This is a genomic window from Bordetella sp. H567 (assembly GCF_001704295.1).
Classification (GTDB): domain Bacteria; phylum Pseudomonadota; class Gammaproteobacteria; order Burkholderiales; family Burkholderiaceae_B; genus Bordetella_C.
In genome coordinates, this window is the sequence record NZ_CP012334.1 from 4,205,118 (window position 1) to 4,227,209 (window position 22,092).

At 66.8% G+C, this 22,092-nt stretch carries 19 protein-coding genes; 10 read left to right on the forward strand and 9 right to left on the reverse strand.

The features are described from left to right. Positions 1-13 precede the first annotated feature (13 nt). From kdpB to AKI39_RS18940, 5 genes are all read left to right on the forward strand, one after another. Positions 14-2,179: a potassium-transporting ATPase subunit KdpB gene (kdpB, locus tag AKI39_RS18915; protein WP_066639501.1), complete on the forward strand. Its 2,166-nt coding sequence runs from the start codon at positions 14-16 to the stop codon at positions 2,177-2,179. A gap of 30 nt (positions 2,180-2,209) precedes the next feature. Next, positions 2,210-2,818, forward strand: coding sequence for a potassium-transporting ATPase subunit KdpC (kdpC, locus tag AKI39_RS18920; protein ID WP_066639503.1), 609 nt, complete (start codon positions 2,210-2,212; stop codon positions 2,816-2,818). A gap of 44 nt (positions 2,819-2,862) precedes the next feature. Further along, complete coding sequence (locus AKI39_RS18925) at positions 2,863-5,844, forward strand: sensor histidine kinase (RefSeq protein ID WP_083228927.1); 2,982 nt, start codon at positions 2,863-2,865, stop codon at positions 5,842-5,844. Positions 5,845-5,854: 10 nt separating this feature from the next. After that, entirely contained in the window at positions 5,855-6,547 is a 693-nt protein-coding gene (gene kdpE, locus AKI39_RS18935; protein WP_066639508.1) for a two-component system response regulator KdpE, read from the forward strand. 245 nt (positions 6,548-6,792) lie between these two features. Continuing rightward, positions 6,793-7,557, forward strand: a complete 765-nt coding sequence (locus AKI39_RS18940) for a TorF family putative porin (RefSeq protein WP_066643331.1) — start codon at positions 6,793-6,795, stop codon at positions 7,555-7,557. Positions 7,558-7,649: 92 nt separating this feature from the next. Here the strand turns inward: AKI39_RS18940 and AKI39_RS18945 are convergent, their stop codons facing one another. Beyond that, positions 7,650-8,159, reverse strand: a complete 510-nt coding sequence (locus AKI39_RS18945; protein ID WP_066639509.1) for a helix-turn-helix domain-containing protein — start codon at positions 8,157-8,159, stop codon at positions 7,650-7,652. 199 nt (positions 8,160-8,358) lie between these two features. Here AKI39_RS18945 and AKI39_RS25915 point away from each other — a divergent pair, with 199 nt between their 5' ends. Further along, the gene (locus tag AKI39_RS25915; RefSeq protein WP_066639510.1) at positions 8,359-8,901 is read left to right on the forward strand and encodes a helix-turn-helix domain-containing protein; all 543 of its coding nucleotides are present in this window, start codon (positions 8,359-8,361) and stop codon (positions 8,899-8,901) included. On the opposite strand, the gene icd is transcribed toward AKI39_RS25915, so the two are convergent. Next, positions 8,816-10,075, reverse strand: coding sequence for an NADP-dependent isocitrate dehydrogenase (gene icd, locus AKI39_RS18955; protein ID WP_066639511.1), 1,260 nt, complete (start codon positions 10,073-10,075; stop codon positions 8,816-8,818). The two genes, AKI39_RS25915 and icd, sit on opposite strands and share 86 nt — an antisense overlap. A 141-nt stretch (positions 10,076-10,216) precedes the next feature. On the opposite strand from icd, the gene AKI39_RS18960 reads away from it, so the two are divergent. Continuing rightward, positions 10,217-10,642, forward strand: coding sequence for a DUF1841 family protein (locus AKI39_RS18960; RefSeq protein ID WP_066639513.1), 426 nt, complete (start codon positions 10,217-10,219; stop codon positions 10,640-10,642). A gap of 1 nt (position 10,643) precedes the next feature. On the opposite strand, the gene AKI39_RS18965 is transcribed toward AKI39_RS18960, so the two are convergent. Both AKI39_RS18965 and AKI39_RS18970 read right to left on the reverse strand, forming a co-directional pair. After that, positions 10,644-11,006, reverse strand: a complete 363-nt coding sequence (locus AKI39_RS18965; protein ID WP_066643333.1) for a c-type cytochrome — start codon at positions 11,004-11,006, stop codon at positions 10,644-10,646. 11 nt (positions 11,007-11,017) lie between these two features. After that, the gene (locus AKI39_RS18970) at positions 11,018-11,365 is read right to left on the reverse strand and encodes a c-type cytochrome (protein ID WP_066639516.1); all 348 of its coding nucleotides are present in this window, start codon (positions 11,363-11,365) and stop codon (positions 11,018-11,020) included. Positions 11,366-11,545: 180 nt separating this feature from the next. Here AKI39_RS18970 and AKI39_RS18975 point away from each other — a divergent pair, with 180 nt between their 5' ends. Both AKI39_RS18975 and AKI39_RS18980 read left to right on the forward strand, forming a co-directional pair. Continuing rightward, a complete protein-coding gene (locus AKI39_RS18975; protein WP_066639517.1) occupies positions 11,546-12,418 on the forward strand; it encodes an AAA family ATPase in 873 nt (290 codons plus the stop codon). 32 nt (positions 12,419-12,450) lie between these two features. Beyond that, complete coding sequence (locus AKI39_RS18980; protein WP_066639524.1) at positions 12,451-13,623, forward strand: vWA domain-containing protein; 1,173 nt, start codon at positions 12,451-12,453, stop codon at positions 13,621-13,623. A gap of 102 nt (positions 13,624-13,725) precedes the next feature. Here the strand turns inward: AKI39_RS18980 and AKI39_RS18985 are convergent, their stop codons facing one another. Together AKI39_RS18985 and AKI39_RS18990 are read right to left on the reverse strand one after the other, a co-directional pair. Further along, positions 13,726-14,247, reverse strand: a complete 522-nt coding sequence (locus AKI39_RS18985; RefSeq protein ID WP_066639527.1) for a GNAT family N-acetyltransferase — start codon at positions 14,245-14,247, stop codon at positions 13,726-13,728. A 22-nt stretch (positions 14,248-14,269) separates the two neighbouring features. After that, on the reverse strand, positions 14,270-14,695 hold the full coding sequence (locus AKI39_RS18990) for a hypothetical protein (RefSeq protein ID WP_066639530.1): 426 nt from the start codon (positions 14,693-14,695) through the stop codon (positions 14,270-14,272). 284 nt (positions 14,696-14,979) lie between these two features. On the opposite strand from AKI39_RS18990, the gene AKI39_RS18995 reads away from it, so the two are divergent. Then, entirely contained in the window at positions 14,980-17,724 is a 2,745-nt protein-coding gene (locus AKI39_RS18995; protein WP_145925446.1) for a M16 family metallopeptidase, read from the forward strand. A 111-nt stretch (positions 17,725-17,835) separates the two neighbouring features. Here AKI39_RS18995 and AKI39_RS19000 read toward each other — a convergent pair whose 3' ends face one another. From AKI39_RS19000 to AKI39_RS19010, 3 genes are read right to left on the reverse strand one after another with little or no spacing between them, the layout of a single operon-like run. Then, on the reverse strand, positions 17,836-20,079 hold the full coding sequence (locus AKI39_RS19000) for a xanthine dehydrogenase family protein molybdopterin-binding subunit (protein ID WP_066639543.1): 2,244 nt from the start codon (positions 20,077-20,079) through the stop codon (positions 17,836-17,838). Next, positions 20,076-20,579 carry a (2Fe-2S)-binding protein gene (locus AKI39_RS19005; RefSeq protein WP_066639546.1) on the reverse strand — a complete coding sequence of 168 codons (504 nt, stop codon included), beginning with the start codon at positions 20,577-20,579 and terminating at the stop codon, positions 20,076-20,078. The genes AKI39_RS19000 and AKI39_RS19005 overlap by 4 nt, the downstream gene beginning before the upstream one ends. Then, the gene (locus AKI39_RS19010; protein ID WP_066639550.1) at positions 20,576-21,913 is read right to left on the reverse strand and encodes a cytochrome c; all 1,338 of its coding nucleotides are present in this window, start codon (positions 21,911-21,913) and stop codon (positions 20,576-20,578) included. The genes AKI39_RS19005 and AKI39_RS19010 overlap by 4 nt, the downstream gene beginning before the upstream one ends. Positions 21,914-22,092 lie beyond the last annotated feature (179 nt).

The following is a 22,092-nucleotide window of genomic DNA, read 5'->3' on the forward strand; positions in this document are numbered from 1 at the left end:
CTGGAATATCGACATGAACAAGCATTCCAACGGCGAAGCCCTGGCGGCTGTCGCTGCGCAACCCGCGGCGCATGAGCCGGCAAGCCTGCCGCCGCGCCACTTCCAATTCTTTTCGCCGGCCCTGGTGGGTCCCGCGCTGGTGGACAGCGTGCGCAAGCTCGCGCCGTCCGCCCAGCTGAAGAACCCGGTCATGTTTGTCGTCTACGTCGGCAGCCTCCTGGCCACCTTCCTGTGGGTCATGGCGCTGCGCGGGCAGGCCGAGGCGCCGGCCGGCTTTATCTTCGGCGTGGCGGTGTGGCTGTGGTTCACCGTCCTGTTCGCCAACTTCGCCGAGGCGCTGGCCGAAGGGCGCGGCAAGCAGCAGGCCGCCGCGCTGCGCGGCCTGCGCACCACCATCACCGCGCGGGTGCTGCGCGATTTCCGCGATGCGGACGCGGCCGGCGCGCAACCCGTGGCCTACCGGGACCGCGCGGTATCGCGCAGTTCCGGCGATCTGCGCAAGGGCGATGTGGTGCTCGTGGAGGCGGGGGAAATCATCCCCGGCGACGGCATGATCGTCGCCGGCGTGGCGTCCGTGGATGAAAGTGCCATCACCGGCGAATCCGCCCCGGTGATCCGCGAGTCCGGTGGCGACTTTTCCTCGGTCACCGGCGGTACCCGCGTACTTTCGGACTGGCTGTTCGTGCGCATCGCGGCCAACCCGGGCGAAAGCTTCCTGGACCGCATGATTTCCATGGTGGAAGGCGCCCAGCGCCAGAAGACGCCCAACGAACTGGCGCTGACCATCCTGCTGGTGGGCCTGACCGTGGTGTTCCTGCTGGTCACCGTTACCCTGCTGCCGTTTTCGCTGTTCTCGGTGGAGGTGGCCAAGGCCGGCAAGGTGGTGACCGTGACGGCGCTGGTGGCCCTGCTGGTCTGCCTGATCCCGACCACCATCGGTGGCCTGCTGTCGGCCATCGGCGTCGCGGGCATGAGCCGCATGATGCAGGCCAACGTGCTGGCCACGTCGGGCCGCGCGGTGGAGGCGGCGGGCGACGTCGACGTCCTGCTGCTGGACAAGACCGGCACGATCACCTTCGGCAACCGCCAGGCTTCGGCGCTGTTGCCGGCCCCCGGCGTGGCGCCGCGCGAGCTGGCCGAATCAGCCCGCCTGGCATCGCTGGCCGACGAAACGCCGGAAGGCCGCAGCATCGTGCTGCTGGCCGACAAGGCCCTGCACACGCCGGCACGGTCCCCGGACGGCCTGGTGTTCGTGCCGTTCAGCGCACACACCCGCATGAGCGGCGTGAACCACGGCGCGCGGCAAATCCGCAAGGGTGCGGTGGACGCCATCCGGCAATGGCTGGCGGACCAGGGCGTGACGATGGACCCGGCCGTGATCCGTGCCGCCGACGATATCGCGCGACGCGGCAGCACGCCGCTGGCCGTGGCCGACGGCGTGCGCGTCCTGGGCGTGGTCGAACTCAAGGACATCGTCAAGCCGGCCATCAAGGAACGCTTTGCCGAACTGCGCCGCATGGGAATAAAAACCGTCATGATCACCGGCGACAACAAACTGACCGCGGCCTCCATCGCGGCGGAAGCCGGCGTCGACGACTACCTGGCGCAGGCCACGCCCGAAGCCAAGCTCAAGCTGATCCGCGCCTACCAGGGCGAAGGCCGGCTGGTGGCGATGACGGGCGACGGCACCAACGATGCGCCGGCCCTGGCCCAGGCCGACGTCGCCGTGGCGATGAATTCCGGCACGCAGGCGGCCAAGGAAGCCGGCAACATGGTGGACCTGGATTCCAATCCCACCAAGCTGATCGAGATCGTGGAAATCGGCAAGCAGATGCTGATGACGCGCGGCGCGCTGACGACCTTCAGCGTGGCCAACGACGTGGCCAAGTACTTCGCCATCATCCCGGCCGCCTTCGCCACGGTCTATCCCCAGCTGGGCGTGCTGAACGTCATGCACCTGGCCACGCCGGATTCGGCCATCCTGTCGGCGGTCATCTTCAACGCGCTCATCATCGTGGTGCTGATCCCGCTGGCGCTCAAGGGCGTCAAGTACCGCGCGCTCGGCGCCGCCGCCCTGCTGCGGCGGAACCTGTTCATCTACGGCCTGGGCGGCCTGCTGGTGCCTTTCGTCGGCATCAAGCTGGTCGACATGGTGCTGGCCGCGCTCGGGTGGGCCTGAGCCGCCACCCACGCATACAAGGAACCCATCATGAATATCCAAGAGAAACCCGCCACGCAGGGCGGCATCCTGCGTCCCGCGCTGGTCGTCTTCGCGATCCTCAGCCTGGTCACGGGCCTGGCCTATCCCTATGCCACGACCGGCGTGGCGCAGCTGCTGTTTCCCCACGAAGCCAACGGCTCGCTCATCGAACAGGACGGCCGCGTGCTGGGGTCGTCGCTGATCGGCCAGTCATTCTCTTCCCCCAGATACTTCTGGGGACGGCTGTCCGCCACCGCGCCCATGCCATACAACGCCTCGGCATCGGGCGGCTCCAACCTGGGACCGAGCAATCCCGCGCTGGCCGATGCCGCCAAGGCGCGCATCCAGGCCCTGCGCGCCGCGGATCCGGGCAATATCCGGCCCATTCCCGTCGACCTGGTCAGCGCCTCGGGCAGCGGCCTGGACCCGGACATCAGCATCGCCGCGGCCGACTACCAGATCGACCGTGTCGCCAGGGCGCGGAACCTCAGTACCCTGGAAGTGGCCAAGCGGGTTCAGGCGCACACGCGCCGGCCGTGGTTCGGCCTGCTGGGCGAGCCGGTGGTCAACGTGCTGGCGTTGAACCTGGACCTGGACGGACTGAAGGCCACGCGATGAACGATCGCGGCGTATAGTTCCGCTGTCCGCACGACGACGACACCATGCCCAGTTCCACTCCGCAACGCCCCGATCCCGACGCACTGCTGCGGGACATCGACGGGGCCGCGCAACGCGCCGCGCGTGGCCGGCTGCGCCTGTACTTCGGCGCATCGGCCGGCGTCGGCAAGACCTACGCCATGCTGGCGGCCGCGGCGGCCCAGCGCGCGCTGGGCGTGGACGTGCTGGCCGGCGTCGTCGAAACCCACGGCCGGCGGGAAACCGCCGCATTGCTGGACGGCATTCCCCTGCTGCCGCGCATGGATCATGCATACCGCGGCCACGTGCTGCGGGAATTCGATCTGGACGGCGCGCTGGCACGGCGGCCAGCCCTGGTGCTGGTCGACGAACTGGCGCATTCGAATGCGCCGGGCGCCCGCCACGCCAAGCGCTGGCAGGACGTGGAAGAACTGCTGGCGGCCGGCATCGACGTGTGGAGCACGCTGAACGCCCAGCACCTGGAAAGCCTGAACCAGGCGGTGGGCAGCATCACGGGCATCCCGGTGTGGGAAACCGTGCCGGACCGCCTGTTCGACGCGGCCGATGAAGTGGTGCTGGTGGACCTGCCGCCCGACGAACTGCTGCGCCGGCTGCGCGACGGCAAGGTCTACATGCCGGAACAGGCGCGTCATGCCGCCCGCAATTTCTTCCGCAAGGGCAACCTGATCGCGCTGCGCGAACTGGCCTTGCGCCGCATGGCCGAACGGGTGGACGACGACGTCCAGGCGTACCGGCGCGACCGCGCCGTGGATACCGTGTGGCGCACGCGCGAAGCCATCGTCGCCTGCCTGGCACCGGACGCCGAAGCCGAATACGTGGTGCGCGCCGCGCACCGCCTGGCGCAGCAGCTGGACGGCGAACTGCACGTCGTCACGGTGGAAGCGCCCAGCCTCATCGCGCCGACGGCCGCGCAGCGGCTCGCGCTGCAGGCCGCGCTGGCGGTCGCGCGCGATCTGGATGCGCGCGTCGACACGCTGGGCGGCGCCGATATGGTGCAAGCACTGGTGGCCTACGTCCGCCGGCACAACGTCACCAAGGCCGTCATCGGCCGCACGCGCGCCGCGCGCGGCCGCGGGCTGGGCACGCGCTGGGGCGAATGGCTGGCCGTCCTGCTGTCGCCCGCGGGGCTGTGGCGACGCCGCAGCTTCGCCGACCTGCTGGCGTCGGGATGCCCCGAGCTGGACGTGATCCGCCTCGCCGCGCCGTCGCAGGCGTCGGCCGCGCGCGCGCCGGCGATGCGGCTCGGCGCCCCGCCGGCGGGGACGCCCCCCGCGCAAGCCAGCGCGGCGCCGCAACGGCCCGGTTCACCGCCGCTGCCGGCTGACGCGGCGCCACGTCGCCGCCTGGGCGGCTATGCCTGGTCCGGCATCTATTGCGCCATCGCCACGGCCATATCGCTGATCGCCTTTCCGGCACTGCACCAGACCAATATCGCCATGTTCTACCTGTTGGCCGTCATGGCGGTGGCGCTGCGCCACGGCCGCGGCCCCGCGGCGCTGGCGTCGGTGATCAGCGTGGCCGCCTTCGATTTCTTCTTCGTGCAGCCCACCCGGTCCTTCGCCGTTTCGGATGTCCAATACCTGGTCACCTTCTTCGTCCTGCTGACCGTGGGCCTGCTGATCGGCCAGTTGACGGCGGGGCTGCGCCAGTTGGCGCTGTCCTCCGCGCGGCGCGAAAGCGTGGCGCGTGGCCTGTACGAGTTCGCGCGCGAACTATCGTCGGCGCTGCTGCCGGAACAGATCGTGGCGTCGGCGTCTTCCTACCTCAATGCCGCCTTCGGCACACCTTGCGCGCTGCTCCTGCTGGGCAACGACGACCGCCTCGCGCTGGCCAGCGCGGATACGCCGCTGCAGGTCGAAACGGCGCTGGCGCAGTGGGTCTCTGACCATGGACAGCCTGCGGGCTGCGGCACCCATACGCTATCGGGCAGCCCCCTCCTCTATATGCCGCTGAAGGCGCCGATGCGGACGCGCGGCGTGCTGGTGCTGGCGCCGCCGGGCGGCGCTTCATTCATGACATCGGAAGATCGCCCCCACCTGGACGCCTACGCCACGCTGATCGCCATCGCGATCGAGCGCGTGCATTACGTGGAGGTCGCACAGCAGGCACTGGTGGACATGGCCTCGGAGAAGCTGCGCAGTTCGCTGTTGTCGGCCATCTCGCACGACCTGCGCACACCCCTGACCAGCCTCGTCGGCATGACCGATACGCTGATGCGCGATCCGGCCGCATTGGCGCCCGCGCACCGTGAAATCGCGCTGGCGATGCGCGAGCAGGCGCGCCGCATGCATGCCATGGTGGTCAACCTGCTGGACATGGCGCGCCTGCAGAACCGCGAAGTGACGCTGCGCAAGGAATGGCAGTCGGTGGAGGAACTGGTCGGCGCCGCCATCGCGGAAATGCGCGAACCGCTGCGCCAGCACGTCGTTTCGGTGGCGCCGCTGTCGAACCTGCCGCTGGTCGAATGCGACGGCGTGCTGATGCAGCGCGTGCTGTGCAATCTGCTCGAAAACGCGGCCAAGTACACGCCGCCGGGCAGCCACGTGCACATCGACGCCATCGCGCGCGACGACGAAATCCTGGTTCGCGTCGCGGATGACGGCCCGGGCATTCCGGCGCGCCTGGAAAAGGCCATCTTCGAGAAATTCGTCCGCGGTGAACGCGAATCCGCCACGCCAGGGGCCGGCCTGGGCCTGGCCGTCTGCCACGCGATCATGCAGGCGCACCAGGGCCGCATCCGGGTGGAGCCGGGGGAAGCGCCTTGGGACGGCGCACGCTTCGTCGTGCAGCTGCCGCTGACACAAGCGCCCGCCATCGCCGCCGAGACGCCGGCAGACCAGGACGCCGACGCCGCCTCGCCCGAAGCACGGGTCGAGACGGCCGCCGGCACGATGGCGCAGGCAACGCCGGCCGATGGGGCTGTCGACCCCGGTGCGCCGCGGGACCGTGCCATCCCCACCGGCCCGCCCAGCCCCCATACCGGATAACAGGACACGCATGTTCGACTTTCATCCCACCATCCTGCTCATCGAGGACGACGCCAACATCCGGCGCTTTGTGCGCACGGCGCTGCAAGACGAGGGATGCGCGGTATTCGAGGCCGAAACCGTGCAGCGCGGGCTGATCGAGGCCGGCACGCGGCAGCCGGACCTGGTCATCCTGGACCTGGGCCTGCCGGACGGCGACGGCATGACGCTGATGCGCGAACTGCGCGCCTGGACCGAAGTCCCCGTGCTGGTGCTGTCGGCCCGCACGGCGGAAACCGACAAGATCGCCGCCCTGGATGCCGGCGCGGACGACTACCTGGCCAAGCCCTTCGGCGTGGGCGAACTGCTGGCGCGGCTGCGCGTCCTGCTGCGCCGGCATGCCCGCGGCGGTGCCGGCAATGCGGCGGAAATCGTCTTCGGCGACGTCCATGTCGATTTTTCAAAGCGCGTCGTGCAGCGCAAGGGCCAGCACGTGCACCTGACCGGCATGGAATACCGCCTGCTCGCGGCGCTGATCGCGCATCGCGGCAAGGTCATGACCCACCGCGAGCTGCTGCGCGAGGTATGGGGCCCCTCGCATGTGGAAAGCAGCCACTACCTGCGCATCTACATGGGCCACCTGCGCCAGAAACTGGAAGCGGATCCGGCGCAGCCGGTCTTCCTGCTGACGGAAGTCGGCGTCGGATATCGCTTCGCGGGTTGACACCGCGCGGCCCCGTCCTTGGGTGGCTCTTTATATCCCGCTTACGTAAGCAGGCCGTCTTTTGAGCCGCCGTTTATGCGTTTCTTCCTATCGTTGCGCTTCTTTCGCAACACGCGCAATCCAGGAGAAACCGCATGCGCCATGCTCGTCCCCTACCGCCCGTCCGGCAGTCCGCCATCCACGCCGTCGCAAACGGACGACAGGTGTCCAGAGGCCGCGCGCGTGCCGCCCAGGGCAGGCTGGGCATGCTGCTGGCGATTGCCGTCTTGATCGGCGGCAGCGCCGCGATCGCGCCCGCCGCGCGCGCGGATACCGCCTCGGACGACCCTGCCACCAACCCACCCTACAGCATCACCGCCAACATGACGCTGGCATCGCAATACCGCTATCGCGGCCTGATGCAGACCGATAACAAGCCGGCCATCCAGGGCGGTTTCGATTTCACCCACGAAAGCGGCTTCTACATCGGCAACTGGAATTCCAGCATCAGTTGGCTATCGGACAGCAATCCCGATGTATCGGCGCCGATCGAAATGGATTTCTATGGCGGTTACCGAGGCAACGTCGTGCAGGACGTGCCCTTCGACTTCGGCGTGCTGAAGTACTACTACCCCGGAGACTATCCCAGCGGCTACACCAACCCGGACACCACAGAGTTCTACGGCAGCATCGGCTACAAGACCACGTCGTTCAAGTACTCGTACGCGGTCTCCAACCTGTTCGGCTTCGCGCGCAGCAAGGGCAGCCAGTACTTCGACCTGAGCGGAAATTACGACCTAGGCGTATGGGACCTGACGCTGAATACGCACGTCGGCTACCAATACGTGCACAACGTCGACCATGCCTCCTACTACGACTGGAAGCTTGGGCTCACCAAGGATCTGGGCCAGGGCCTGGGGATATCAGTGGCCTATATCGACACCAATGCGGATCGCGATATCTACACGAATTCGCAGGGCAGGTTCATGGGCCGCGGCACGGTGCTGGCGTCCATCACAAAGACGTTCTGAGCTGGCTGGCGCAGCCAGCCGTCGGCGGAATTTCTCGTCAGGGGGCCGTCGATGCGCGGCGGCACAGGCACCGCGCATCGACGGCCCGCCGCCTATTCGATCGAGACCTCTTCCGTGAACATGTAGCCCCAGCGGCGCACCGAGCGCAGCGGCAAGGGCATGCCCATGGCGTGCGCCTTGCGGCGCAGGCGGCTGACCATCACGTCCACCCCGCGCGGCGACGTCGCGACCTTATCGGCAGACTCGCCCCGCCCGGCCGCCAGCGCGCCCAGTTCACTGCGCGCCAGGCTGTGATTGGGCGCGTTGAACAGAGCCAGCATAAAAAGCCGCTCCAGCGTTGTCAGCCCCAGGCGCTGCCCCTGCGGGGACAGCAGCGTCCAGCCCCCCTCGCGCAGCCGCCACGCCCACGAAACCGGTTCGGCCGCGATGGGCCGCGACAGGCCGGGCGAGGCCGACGGGACGCGGGCGATATCGTGATGATCGCCGACATGCGACAGGCAGGCTGACAGCTCCTGGACCGTCGACGTCAACCTGCGCAGGTCGGCCTCGAGCTGGATCAGCGTGGCCTGCAGTTCACGCTTCGAAAGGGAAAGGGCGGTCACGGTGGATTATCAGCCTGGGCTTTTGGCGCCGCCCCCGATGGCGGCCCCTCATTGGCCTCTGGACAGCGCCATCCAGAGACGTTATGTATCACACAGATACATATTACAAATATTTTGCCGGCTTGGCACTACGAAACTCTTAGGGAGCACACGCAGAAAATCTAAGACCATCGCCGCATCAGACAGGACGTTTCGATCCATGCTAACGAGCAGGCTCAAAGAGGCGCGGCTCCGCGCGGGCCTTTCCCAGGAAAGGCTGGGTACGCTTGCGGGATTGGACGAGATGTCGGCAAGCTCGCGGATGAACCAATACGAGCGGGGCAAGCACACGCCCGGCTTCTTCCTGATCGAACGCCTGGCCCAGGCGTTGAACATGCCGACGCCCTGGTTCTACACCCGCGACGACGACATGGCAGAGCTGCTGCTCGCCTACAACGCCTTGCCGGCCGACCTCAGGGAAAAGGCGCTTTCCTACGTGCGTGAACTCGCCCGGGCCAACGGCAAGGGGGACGGCGCGGAGGCCGCAGCGGGTGCCGCGGACGCCGGCGCGGCCACGGATTCCGGCACTCCCGTCGCTCCCGGCACTGCCGGGGCAAGCGCGGACCAAGGCAGCACGCCGCAGGGCGGGGACGCCCAGGGGGAGCCGGCCGGCCCGGCTACATATTCTCGATCATCACCCGGCCAAAGCCAGAACAGGACACCTGCTCCGCCCCCTTCAGCAGACGGGCGAAGTCGAAAGTGACCTTCTTGGCCAGGATGGCTTTTTCCATGCTGGCGATGATCATGTCCGCGGCCTCTACCCAGCCCAGGTGGCGCAGCATCATCGCGGCGGCCAGGATTTCCGAGCCCGGGTTGACATAGTCCTTGCCTGCGTACTTGGGCGCAGTGCCGTGCGTGGCCTCGAACATGGCGACGGAATCCGACATATTGGCGCCAGGGGTAATGCCGATGCCGCCCACCTGCGCCGCCACGGCGGCCGAAATATAGTCGCCGTTCAGGTTCAGCGTCGCGATCACGTCGAATTCCCCGGGGCGCAGCATGGATTGCTGCAGGAAGGCGTCCGCCATGATGTCCTTGGCGACGATCTCGCGTCCCGTCCTGGGATTCTTGAAGCGGCACCACGGACCGCCGTCGATCTGCTCGGCCGCAAATTCCTCACGCAGCAATTCGTATCCCCAGTCGCGGAAGCCGCCCTCGGTATACGTCATGATGTTGCCCTTGTGCACCAGCGTCAGGGTGGCGCGGTCATGATCGATGGCGTACTGCGCGGCCTTGCGCACCAGGCGCCGCGTGCCCTCGCGCGACACCGGCTTGATGCCGATGGCCGAGCTGTCGGGAAAACGCAGATGCCGCGAATGCACGTGGTTCTGCAGGAAATCGACCAATTCGCGCGCCTGCGGCGAACCGGCGGGAAACTCGATGCCCGCGTAGATGTCTTCGGAGTTCTCGCGGAAAATAACCATATCGGTCTTTTCCGGCTCGCGCAGCGGCGCGGGCACCCCACGGAAATAACGCGCGGGACGCAGGCAGACGTACAGGTCCAGTTCCTGCCGCAGCGCCACATTGAGCGAGCGCACGGTGCCGCCGGTACGGGCCGCCGCCAGCGGGCCCTTGATGGAAACGACATAGTCGCGCACCGCCTGCAGGGTTTCCTGCGGCAGCCAGGCCTCCGTACCATACAGTTTGGTGGCCTTTTCGCCTGCGTAGACCTCCATCCAATGAATGCGGCGGCGCTCGCCGTACGACTTCGCCACTGCCGCGTCCACGACCGCCATCATGACGGGCGTAATGTCCACGCCAACCCCGTCGCCCTGTATGTAGGGCACGATGGGCTGGTCGGGCACGTTCAGCGTGAAGTCCGCATTGACGGTGATTTTCTGGCCCCCCGCGGGAGGCTGGATATGCTGGTACGACATGGACGCTCCGAAGCCTGCTGGCATGTGCCCGCCATTCTATATCCGCGCGGCGGCGCGCACGGCAATGCCTGTTATGCGAGTGGGTAAAATACCCCATCGCGGGACGCCTGCCCCGCCCTCTCCTGCTGTTCCGCTACCGCCATGTTCAATCCGTCACGCGACCAAGTGCGCGAATTCTTTATCGAAGCCTGGCGCAAGCACAAGGCGGCCGCGGTCCTGACCCCGCTGGAAGCGATGGCGGTGGACTGGATGGTCCAGCATCCGGAATATCACGGCGACCTGGAAAGCCCGGAGGCAATGACGGCCGAGTATGCCGTCGAGAAAGGCCGCACCAACCCTTTCCTGCATCTCTCCATGCACCTGGCGATCGCCGAGCAATTGTCGATCGATCATCCGCCCGGCATCCGGGCGGCCTACCAGCGCCTGGCGGCGCGCAGCGACGCGCACCACGCGGTGCACGAAATCATGGAATGCCTGGGGCAGGTCGTCTGGGAGGCCCAGCGGCTGGGCACTCCCATGGACAGCGATACCTATATCGACCTGATCCGCCAGCGGGCGGAACGGTGAATTATTTCCGTGTGCCCAGGTCGCTGGGCAAGCTGGACAGCCATGCCGCGACATTGTCGATGTCGGCATCGCTCAGCTGTACCGCGAAGGCTCCCATGATGGGATTCTTGCGGATGTTGGCGGTGGCGGCGGCGCCGGACTGGCCCCGCTTGTAAGCCTTCAGGGCGTGCGCCAGGAAGTCTTCATGCTGGCCCGCCAGGATCGGATACTGCGGGTCCGCCGGCGTCTTGGCGTCCGCGCCATGGCAGGACGCGCAATTGAATTTGCCGAATACCGCCTTGCCCGCGGCCAGGTCGTCGGCGTGCGACGCCGTCGCGGCAAGGCCCAGCAGCACCCCGGCGAGGGTGACGATCGTGCGTTTCATGGATGCCCCCGTCATTTGAGAGTGGAGTAATACGCCGCGATATCCGCGATGTCCTGGTCGGACAGGCTGCCCGCGACGGCATCCATGGTGGGATGACTGCGCTCGCCCTTCTTGTATGCGTTGAGCGCGTTCTCTATGTATTTGGCATTCTGGCCGGCGATCATCGGCACGCGATACACCTCCGGGAATGCGGTCTTGTAGTCGGGGATGCCGTGGCAGCCGATGCACATCGAGACCTTGTCCCGACCGGCCTGGGCATTTCCGCCCTTGGCGGCATCCGCCGCATGCGCGGCGCCGGCACAGGATGCCCAGACGGCAAGCAGGCACGCCGTACGCAATACAGTGGTTCGCAACTTCATGAATTGGCTCTTGATATGGCGACTTTGGTTGCTGGAACTTCTGGAACTGCCTTGCTGAACTGCCCGCGGACCGGCCTCCCCCGGGCCGCAAACCGGACGATTGTACGATAATTAGCGCATTGCCAACGGCGGGGCCGGCCCACAAGCGGCACGCCCCGCACCACACGAGGCCCAGTCTCCATGCCCGCAGCTTCTTCCCCCGCCACGCCTCGCTTCGAAGGCACGGACCGCTATGTCGCGACCGAAGACCTGAAACTCGCGGTGAACGCGGCACTGACCTTGCAGCGGCCGCTGTTGATCAAGGGGGAACCGGGCACCGGCAAGACCATGCTGGCCGAAGAAGTGGCGCGGGCGCTGGGCCGGCCGCTGCTGCAGTGGCACATCAAGTCCACCACCAAGGCACACCAGGGCCTGTACGAATACGATGCCGTGTCGCGCCTGCGCGATTCGCAGCTGGGCGACGAAAAAGTCCGCGACATTCGCAACTACATCGTCCAGGGCGTGCTGTGGCAGGCGTTCGACGCACCGGATCCGGTCGTGCTGCTGATCGACGAGATCGACAAGGCCGACATCGAATTCCCCAACGACCTGCTGCGCGAACTGGACCGCATGGAATTCCATGTCTACGAAACGCGCCAGACCATCGCGGCGCGCCATCGTCCGCTCGTCATCATCACCTCCAACAACGAAAAAGACCTGCCGGACGCGTTCCTGCGCCGCTGCTTTTTCCACTACATCCGCTTTCCGGACCGGGAGACCATGCGCGACATCGTCGGCGTGCATTTCCCGGCACTGCGCGCGGACGTCCTGCGCGCCGCGCTGGATACCTTCTTCGCCTTGCGCGATGCGCCGGGACTGAAGAAGAAGCCGTCGACATCGGAACTGCTGGACTGGCTGCACCTGCTGCTGGCCGAAGACATTCCGGCGGGACAGATCGAGGCGCACGCCGCCACCGCCGTTCCCCTGATGGCCGGCGCGCTGCTCAAGAACGAGCAGGACATGCACCTGCTGGAACGCCTGGCCGCGATGACGCGCACGGGCCAGCGCCGCTAGGCGCCTGCCGGGGCAGGCTCGGGGATACCGCCATGCTGATCGACTTCTTCTATCACCTGCGCGCGCACCGGCTTCCCGTTTCGGTGCAGGAGTACCTGACCCTGCTCGAATCGCTGCGCCAGCCGCTGATGGCGCCCACGCTGGACGATTTCTACCACCTGTCGCGCATGGCGCTGGTCAAGGATGAAACGCTCTTCGACCGCTACGACCAGGCGTTCGCCGCCTATTACCGCGGTATCGCGGCCTCCCTGCCGCCGGACAAGGAAATCCCCCTGGACTGGCTGGTCAAGCAGTTCGAGCGCACGCTGACGCCGGAAGAAAAGGCCGCCATCGAAACCCATGGCTGGGACAAGCTGATGCAGTTGTTCAAGCAACGGCTGCAGGAACAGACCGAGCGCCATGCCGGCGGCAGCAAATGGATAGGCACCGGCGGCACCTCGGCCTTCGGCAACGGCGGCTATCACCCCGAAGGCATACGCGTGGGCGGCGATTCCGCCGGCAACCGCAGCGCGGTCAAGGTCTGGGACATGCGCCAGTTCCGCGACTACGACGACACGCTGGAACTGGGCACGCGCAACTTCAAGGTGGCACTGCGGCGCCTGCGCCGCTTCGCCAGGCAAGGCGCCGACCTGGAACTGGACCTGGACGGCACCATCGCCAGCACGGCGCGCAATGCCGGCCACCTGGACTTGCGCATGGTGCCGGAACGGCGCAACACCGTGAAGGTGCTGATGCTGCTGGACGTGGGCGGCAGCATGGACGACCACATCGCCCGCGTCGAGGAGCTGTTTTCCGCCGCGCGCAGCGAATTCCGCCACCTGGATGTCTATTATTTCCACAACTGCCCCTACGAGCGACTGTGGCAAAGCAACCGGCGCCGCCAGAGCGACGGCTTCGATACCTGGGACATCCTTCGCAAATACAACGCCGACTGGCGCCTGATCGTCGTGGGCGATGCCACGATGAGCCCCTACGAAATCCTGCAGCCCGGCGGCTCGGTGGAACACATGAACAAGGAAGCCGGCGCGGTGTGGCTGCAGCGCCTGCTGGAGGCCTGGCCCAAGGCGGCCTGGCTGAACCCCGAACCCACCGCTTCCTGGCCCTATCGGCAGTCCATTGCCATCCTGCGGGAAATCATGCACGACCGCATGTATCCGGTCACCGTGGCAGGACTGGAGCAGGCCATGCACCTGTTGTCCAAATGACGCGGGGGCGCTCGCCCCCGGACGGGCCCACCCTGGCCCGAGGCGCGGCCCCGGATGGCGCCGTGCAATGTGCCGTGCGGATCCTCGCCGCGTCGGCTGCCGTCAGCCGTCCACCGGCTGGTCCGGCGTATCGAGCAGCAGCTGGTAGAACGCCACGTCCAGCCAGCGGCCGAATTTGAAGCCCGCCTGCCGCACCGTGCCGGCATGCGTGAAGCCCAGCTTTTCATGCAGGGCGCAACTGGCCTGGTTGGTGGAATCGATCGCGCCGACCAGGAGGTGATACTGCTGGTCCCGGGCCCGCTCGACCAGGGCTCGCATCAGCGCTTCGCCCAGCCCGCGGCCGCGGAAGTCGCGGTGCACGTACACGGAGTGCTCGACGGAATACTTGAAGGCGGGGAAGGCGCGGAATGTCCCGTAGCTGGCGAACCCCATGAGCACACCGGCGTCGTCCTCGAAACCGATGACCGGAAAACCGCCCTTGCGCTTGGCCTCGAACCAGGCCTGCATGGTGGCGGCGGTGCGCGGCTGGTAGTCGTACAGGGCCGTCGACGTCAGGATGGCGTCGTTGAAGATGTCCAGGATGGCGCCGGCGTGGCGCTCGTGGCTGCAGTCGACCAGGATCATGGCGTACTCATTGGCACGGGGTTTACTTGGGCGCGGCCATGACTTCGGAATCCAGGCGCGAACGGGGGAAGGCGTTGTCCGGATTGCCGGGGGTGAACTCCATGACCATGCCACGATCGCGCTGGTAGACGAAATAGCGCGCGTTCTTCATGCCGGACAGGTTCACCACGCGCGACAGGGCATTGACGTCGTTCACGGTCAGCGCGGGGTCGACCAGCACCGCCACCGGCGTGGCGGGCCCGCGCTTCTTGTCGCGCGCGACGGCCGCCAGGGCCATGCCCAGCTGCTTGCCGTCCAGCCGCCGCGCATCCGCGTCGACCGTGTACTGGGGCGTCTTGGCCCCCTTGGTCGGCCCATAGGTATCGACGACCACGGGCGAACGCGCCGCGGCAGCGGCGCACAGGCTCCAGGCGGCCAGCAGGAAAAGGATTTTCTGGAAAAGCTTCATTTCGAATTCGTTCCTAGTAGTGATCCATTGCGCTTCACCGGCGCACGCCATGCAAAGGTATTCCCAGAGCGAGGACGCAGCGGATCCGGCTCCGCCGGTCCGCCACCGTCGTCCCCTTCGAGGGGGAAGCGCGAAGCGCTTCGGGGGGTGGGTTTTTCCTTTCGGGTAGGAATATACCTTGGCCGTGAAATTTCCCACGGAACCAGGGGGGACGCGGCTGGAACCTATCGCGCCGTATACACTCCAACAACTTCATCCATTTGCAGGGAAACCGGTCCATGCCCATATCCACCCCCGCATTGTCGCGCCACCTGAAGACACTGATTTTCTCGTCCTTCCTGGCCTTCCAGGCCGGCGCAGCAACGCTGCCGGAAGGCACGACGGAAGTCGCCTCGGTGGAGGGCATCACGGAATTCCGCCTGAGCAACGGCCTGCGCGTCCTGCTCGCGCCGGACGACTCCAAGCCCACCACCACCGTCAACATGACCTACCTGGTGGGGTCGCGCAACGAAAACTACGGCCAGACGGGCATGGCCCACCTGCTTGAACACATGATGTTCAAGGGCACGCCCACCACCCGCAACGCCATGGGCGAATTCTCGCGCCGCGGCCTGGCCGCCAACGGCTCCACCTCCAGCGACCGCACGAACTACTTCGCCAGCTTCGCCGCCAATGCCGATACGCTGGACTGGTACCTGGGCTGGCAGGCCGACGCCATGGTCAATTCGCTGATCTCGCGCGAAGACCTGGATTCGGAAATGACCGTCGTGCGCAACGAAATGGAAAGCGGGGAAAACAGCCCCTTCCGCATCCTCATGCAGAAGATGGAAGCGACGGCGTTCCAGTGGCACAACTACGGCAAGGACACCATAGGCGCCCGCGCGGATGTCGAAAACGTCGATATCGCGCAGCTGCAGGCGTTCTACCGCGAGTACTACCAGCCGGATAACGCCGTCCTCATCGTCGCCGGCAAATTCAATCCCCAGGACGCCCTGGAAACCATCAGCAAGACGCTGGGCAAGCTGCCCAAGCCGACGCGCACGCTGCCACGCGAATATACCGTCGAGCCGGTGCAGGACGGCGAACGCGAAGTCACGCTGCGCCGTGCCGGCGGCACGCCGCTGGTTGCCGCCATGTACCATATTCCCGCCGCGGGCAGCCCCGATTTCGCGCGGCTGGACCTGGCCACGACCATGCTCTCGGATACACCGTCGGGACGGCTGTATCGCGAACTGGTGCGCCGCAAACTGGCCTCGGACGTGTTCGGCTTCACCATGGAGCAGCGCGACCCGGGCGTCGTGCTGTTCGGCGCGCAGCTGGAACCGGGCATGAGTCAGGACGCCTCGCTCAAGGCGCTGACCGGCGCGCTGGAATCGGTGGCGCACACCCCCTTCACCCAGGAAGAGCTCGATCGCGCCCGCAGCAAGTGGCTGCGCGACTGGGAACAAACCTATAGCGATCCCCAGAAAATCGGCGTTGCGCTGTCCGAGGCCATCGCCAGCGGCGACTGGCGCCTGTTCTTCCTGCAGCGCGATCGGGTGCGCGAGGCCAAGCTGGCCGACGTGCAACGCGTCGCCGCGGAATACCTGGTGCCCAGCAACCGCACTGCCGGCCGCTACATTCCCACGGCCAAGCCCGTGCGCGCGCCGGTGAACACGCGTGTCGACCTGACCGACGTGCTGAATAACTACAAGGGCGATCCCGGCTACACCCAGGCGGCCGCCTTCGATCCCACGCCAGCCAACATCGACAAGCTGACGGCGCGGCGCACGCTGGAGCTGCCCAACGGCAAGGTGGACGTGGCGCTGCTCTCCAAGTCGACGCGCGGCCACCGCGTGCGCGCGCGGCTGCTGGTTCAGTTCGGCAACGTCGACACCCTGCGCGGGCAGCGCGCCGTGGCCGACGCCGTGGCGGATATGCTGGACCGCGGCACGTCCAAGCTGTCGCGCCAGGCCATCCAGGATCGCTTCGACCAGCTGAAGGCGGACGTCAACTTCAGCGGCTCGGGCACCAATCTGTCGGTGTCCATCTCCACCACGCGAGACAACCTGCCCGACGTGGTGGCCACGGTGCTGGACATCGTGCGCAACGCCAATTTCCCGCAGGCGCAGCTGGACGAATACAAGGCCCAGGCCGTGACCGCCATCCAGAACGCCATGAACGAACCCTCGTCCCTGGCGCTGCGCGCCCTGGCGCGCGAGGACAATCCGTGGCCCAAGGACGACATCCGCTACGTGCCGACCTTCGACGAATCCCTGGCCAGCGTCCGTGCCCTGTCGCATGACGTGCTGGCGCGCTTTCACAACCGGTTCTACGGCGCCGGCACCATCGCCTTTTCCGCCGTGGGCGACTTCGATGCCGAGGCCACCGAAAGCGCGCTGAAGAAAGGCCTGGCGGGCTGGAAGCGCGGCGCCCCCTACACCCGGGTACCTGAACCCTACCGCCCCGTCCCGGCGCAGAAGTTGGATATCCCCACGCCCGACAAGGCGAATGCCTTCTACGCCAGCCGCCTGCCCCTGCCCTTGCAGGACACCTCGCCGGACTTCGCGGCGCTATACATGGCGAATTACCTGCTCGGCACGTCGGAAACCTCCCGGCTGTGGAATCGCGTCCGCGAAAAAGAGGGGCTGTCGTACAACGTGCGCAGCAATCTGTCGGTATCGTCCTTCGAACCGCGCGGCAGCTGGACGGTCTATGCGATCTACGCGCCGGAAAACCGCCAGCGCCTGGAACAGGCCATCACCGAGGAACTGGCGCGCGTCCGCAAGGACGGCTTCACCGATGCTGAAATCCGCGACGGCATCGCCTCGCTGCTGAACTACCGGCGCCTGGCGCGCGCCCAGGACGATGTCCTGGCCAGCACGTGGATCGACTACATCCGGCGGGGCCGCACCTTTGCCTGGTCAGCGGACATGGACAAGCAGATCGCCGCGCTGACGCCGGCCGAGGTCAACGACATCCTGCGCAAGTACATGAAGCCGGAAGACTTCAGCACGGCAGTGGCCGGCGACTTCAGCAAGAAGCAATAGGCCACCGCGCCGCGCAAGGCGCGCGGCATTGCAAAAAAGGCTTGCTCCGATAAGGAGCAAGCCTTTTTTTTGCCGGATCCCCCGGCGAGGGCATCCGGCATGGCGCACGCCTCAGGCGTGCGGGTAGTCCTTCAGGCGCGGGCCGGCGGCCAAGGGCGTGTCGCGCAGGCGCATGCCGGTGGCGTCCGCGATCGCGTTGGCCACGCAAGCCGATGCCGGCCCCTGCGACGCTTCGCCGGCGCCCAGGAAGGGCGCGCCGGGACGATCGATCAAATGCACCTCGATATGCTCCGGCACATTGGAAAAACGCAGGATGGGATAGGTGCTCCAGTCAAAGCTGGTGATGCGCCGCTTGTCGAAGCGCAGCTGTTCATACAGCGTCCAGCTGACGGACTGGATGATGCCGCCTTCCACCTGGTTGCGTACGCCGTCCGGGTTGACGATCTGCCCCGTGTCGATCGCCGCGACGGCGCGATGGATGTGCACTTCGCCCGTATCGTGGTCCACCGTCAATTCCATGCCGATGGCCAGGTAGGCCATCAGGTTCTTGTACATGGCGAAGGAAAAACCGAAGCCGCGGCCCGGTTCGCGCTTGCGCTTGGGATCCCAGCCGAAGCGCTCGGCCGCCAGCTGGACCACGTCGCGGGCGCGCGGGTCCTTCAAGTGGCGCAGGCGGAACTCGACCGGGTCGGCCTTGGCCGCCACGGCCAGCTCGTCCATGAAGCTCTCGATGGCGAAGATGTTCATATAGGCGCCCAGCGACCGCATCGCCGACACGCGCAGGGGCATCTCGGGAATGAAGTGGTGCAGCACCTTGGTGTTGGGGAACGCATACAGCGGAATGCTGTTGCGATCGCCCCCGCCTTCCGGCATGGGAATCGGCACGGGCGGCGCCGGCGTGAAAGGCTGGGCCAGGGCCCACGTGGGAATCATGCGGCCGGCATTGTCGATGCGCTGGTTGTGGCCGTTGCTCCAGATTTCGTACTGCCAATCGACGATATTGCCCTGGGCGTCCAGCGATGCCTGCACTTCGGTCACCATGGGAGGTCCCGCCGGCTCCCAGGTGTGTTCCTGGTCGCGCATCCACTGGATGCGCACCGGGCGGCCGGGCACCGCGCGGGCGATCAGCGCGGCATCGGCCGCCACGTCGTCGGCGCCGTTGTGGCCATAGCAGCCCGAACCTTCGACGTGGATACAGCGCACTTTTTCCTGGGGCAGCGAGAGCATTTCCGCCAGGCCCTTGCGCAGCGGGAAGACCCCCTGCGTATGCGTCCATACCGTCATCGAGCCGTCGTCGAACTGCGCCACCGCGCAGGAAGGACCGATGGAACCGTGGGTGAGGTAAGGCTTGGAGAAACGTGCCTTCAAGGTCTGGGCGGCGGGCGCGGCCGGGCCCTTGCGGTCGATGACATCGATTTCGCGCGACGGCAACGTCTTCAGGTAGTCATGGATGCGGGCCTCGTCGGGCAGGACGTAGGTTTCTTCCCATTGCGCGGACTGCGCCAGTGCCCGCATGGCAACGATGGCCTGCCATTCGTCCTGGGCCACCACGGCCAGGTAGTTGCCATCGCGCACCACCTTGACGACGCCCGGCATGGCTTGCACGCCGTCGATGTCCGCCTTGATGAGGCGCGCGCCATACGAAGGCTGCCGCACCACTCGCGCATGCACCATGCCGGGCAAGCGCATGTCCTGCACGTAGCTGGGGCCGCCGGTGACCTTGCCGGGAATGTCGACGCGCTGCATCGATTGTCCCAGCACCGTGTGGGTGCGCGGATCCTTCAGGGGGGATTCCGCCTGCGCCGCACGGTGCAGGTCCAGGCCGGACACCGCTTCGCCATAGGTCAGCCGCCGGCCGTCCGCCGACTGGATCACGCCGTTGGCAACCTTCAGGGTATCGGCGCTGACCTGCAGCCGCGTGGCGGCCGCCTGCATCAGCAGCCCGCGCACCTGCGCCGCCGCGTTCAGGATCGCCGTGCCGCTATCGGCCAGGGAATGGCTGCCGGCGGTATAGCCTTCGTTGGGCGTGCGGGCGGTATCGGCGGTGACCAGATGCACCGCCTCAGGCGCGACATCGAGTTCTTCCGCGGCGATCTGGATGAACGCCGTGCGCACGCCGGTGCCCAGCTCGGCCTTGCCGGTGAAGACGGTCAGCTTGCCGCTTTCATCCAGGCGGATCCAGGCATCCAGCATGGGCGTCGTGTTCAGGTTGCCCGGCAGCTTGGGGCCTTTCCTGGCGGCTTCCTGCGCCATGGCGGGCATATGGGGCAGCAGCGAGAAACCCACCGTGATGGCGCCGGCCGCCAGGAAGCGGCGGCGCGTGGGATCGTGCGGGAGATCGCGGGGAGCGTTCATTTGGCGGCTCCCACGGCGGTCTGGCCGTTGGCGGCGCCGGCGGCGCGCATCGATTCGGCGGCCTGGGAAACCGCGGCCAGGATGCGCATATGCGTGCCGCAGCGGCACAGGTTGGTCTGCATATGTTCGCGGATCTCCGCCTCGGTGGGCGCGCTGTTGCGGTCCAGCAGCGCCTGGGCGCGCATCACCATGCCGGCGATGCAATAGCCGCATTGTGCCGCCTGCTTGTCGATGAAGGCTTTCTGCAGCGGGCTGGGATGCTCCGGCGTGCCCAAGCCTTCGATGGTGCGGACCTGCCGGCCCTGCGCGGACGATGCGGGGAATTGGCAGGAGAACACCGGCTGCTGGTCGACGATCACGGTGCACGCGCCGCACTGGCCCATGCCGCAGCCGAATTTGGCGCCGTTCAGTTCAAGATGGTTGCGCAGGGCATACAACAGGGGCATCGAGGGATCGATGTCCAGGTCATGCGCCACGCCGTTGACGGTCAGGGTAATCATTTGGACGTGTTCTCCTTGCGGACCTTCGCGACCGAGTCATCCAGGCTGGCCCAGGCCGGCCGCTGCGCGATCTGCACGCGGGTATAGGCCAGGATGTCGGCGACCTGCTGGTCGTTCAGCGTATGCGCGAAAGAAGGCATGTAATGGGAAGCGGCGGAGCCCCTCAGGGGGATGCCCTGCAGGACCAGATTGATGGCGTTGCGCGGGCTGTCGGCGTTGACGACCGAACTGGCGGCCAGCGACGGCCGGCCGCCGATCGACGTCATGGGCGCGGAGGCCGCATGGCATGCCGCGCAGGTCGAATTGAACAGCGCGCCGCCGCGTTGCAGGCGCTGCGCATCGCCCTGGGCCGGCGGCTGCGCTTGCGCGACGGCCTGGGCAGCGGGCTGAGCCGGGTTGGCGGCCTGGGCGGCTGGGGCGGGCGGCGCGGCGCCCGCTGGCTGGCCGTCCAGCGACAGCAGATACACCGCCATGGCACGCACGTCGTTTTCGGATACCAGGGCCAGTTGGCGGGTCACCGGCTCCATCGGGCCGGCGGCCGCGCCGTGCTGGCTGGCCAGGCCCGTGCGCAGGTAGGACGTCAACTGGTCGGCCGTCCAGGCGGGCTGCCTGTGGCCCAGCGCATTCAAGGGCGGGACATCCCACCCGTCGATGCTGCCGCCGGCGAAGGGCTTGCCGCTTTCCTCCGCGCCCAGGGTGTTCATGGGGGTATGGCAGGCAGCGCAGTGCCCGGGGCCTTCGACCAGATAGCGCCCGCGCAGCCATTCGGCGTTATGCGAGGCATCCTCCGTGGCGGGCCCGGGATGCAGGTAAAGCAGGTTCCATCCGGCAATCAGCGGCCGGAACCCCAGCGGGAAGGTGAGCGCATTGTCGCGCGCGGGCGCCTTGACCGGCGTGCGCGTCATCATGTACGCGTACACGTCCTTGATGTCCGCGTCCGACATCCGCGTGAAATGCGGATAGGGAAAGGCCGGATACAGCAGGTGCCCGTCACGCGAGACGCCTTCGCGCATGGCGCGGGTGAACGCGACGAGCGACCATCGCCCGATGCCGGTGTCCGGATCGGGCGTGATATTGGTGCTGTACAAGGTGCCGAAGGGCGTCTCCAGCGGCGCGCCGCCCGCATAGGACTTGCCCCCCGCCGAGGTGTGACAGGATATGCAGTCGCCCACCGCCGCCAATTGCGCGCCGCGCGCGATCGAACCCGCGTCGAACGCCGCGGCCGCGGGCGGCTCGATGGGATCGATGGCGCTGCGGTACGCGATCGAACAGGCGGCGACGCCTCCCAATACTACGATCGCGAGCACGCCTGCCGCGATGGATCTACCTTTCATCCGAACCTCTTCAATGCAAAACAGCGTTGGCGCGGACTGTAGCGTCCGTCCCTGACATACGATTGAAATTCAATAAAGCTTCCACAATCTGGATGTTCGGGGCCGCCCCGAAATGCCGGAGACCACGATAAGCCACTTGGGTGCCAAGTGCCAGCAATCTGTCGCATGCCTTAAATCCC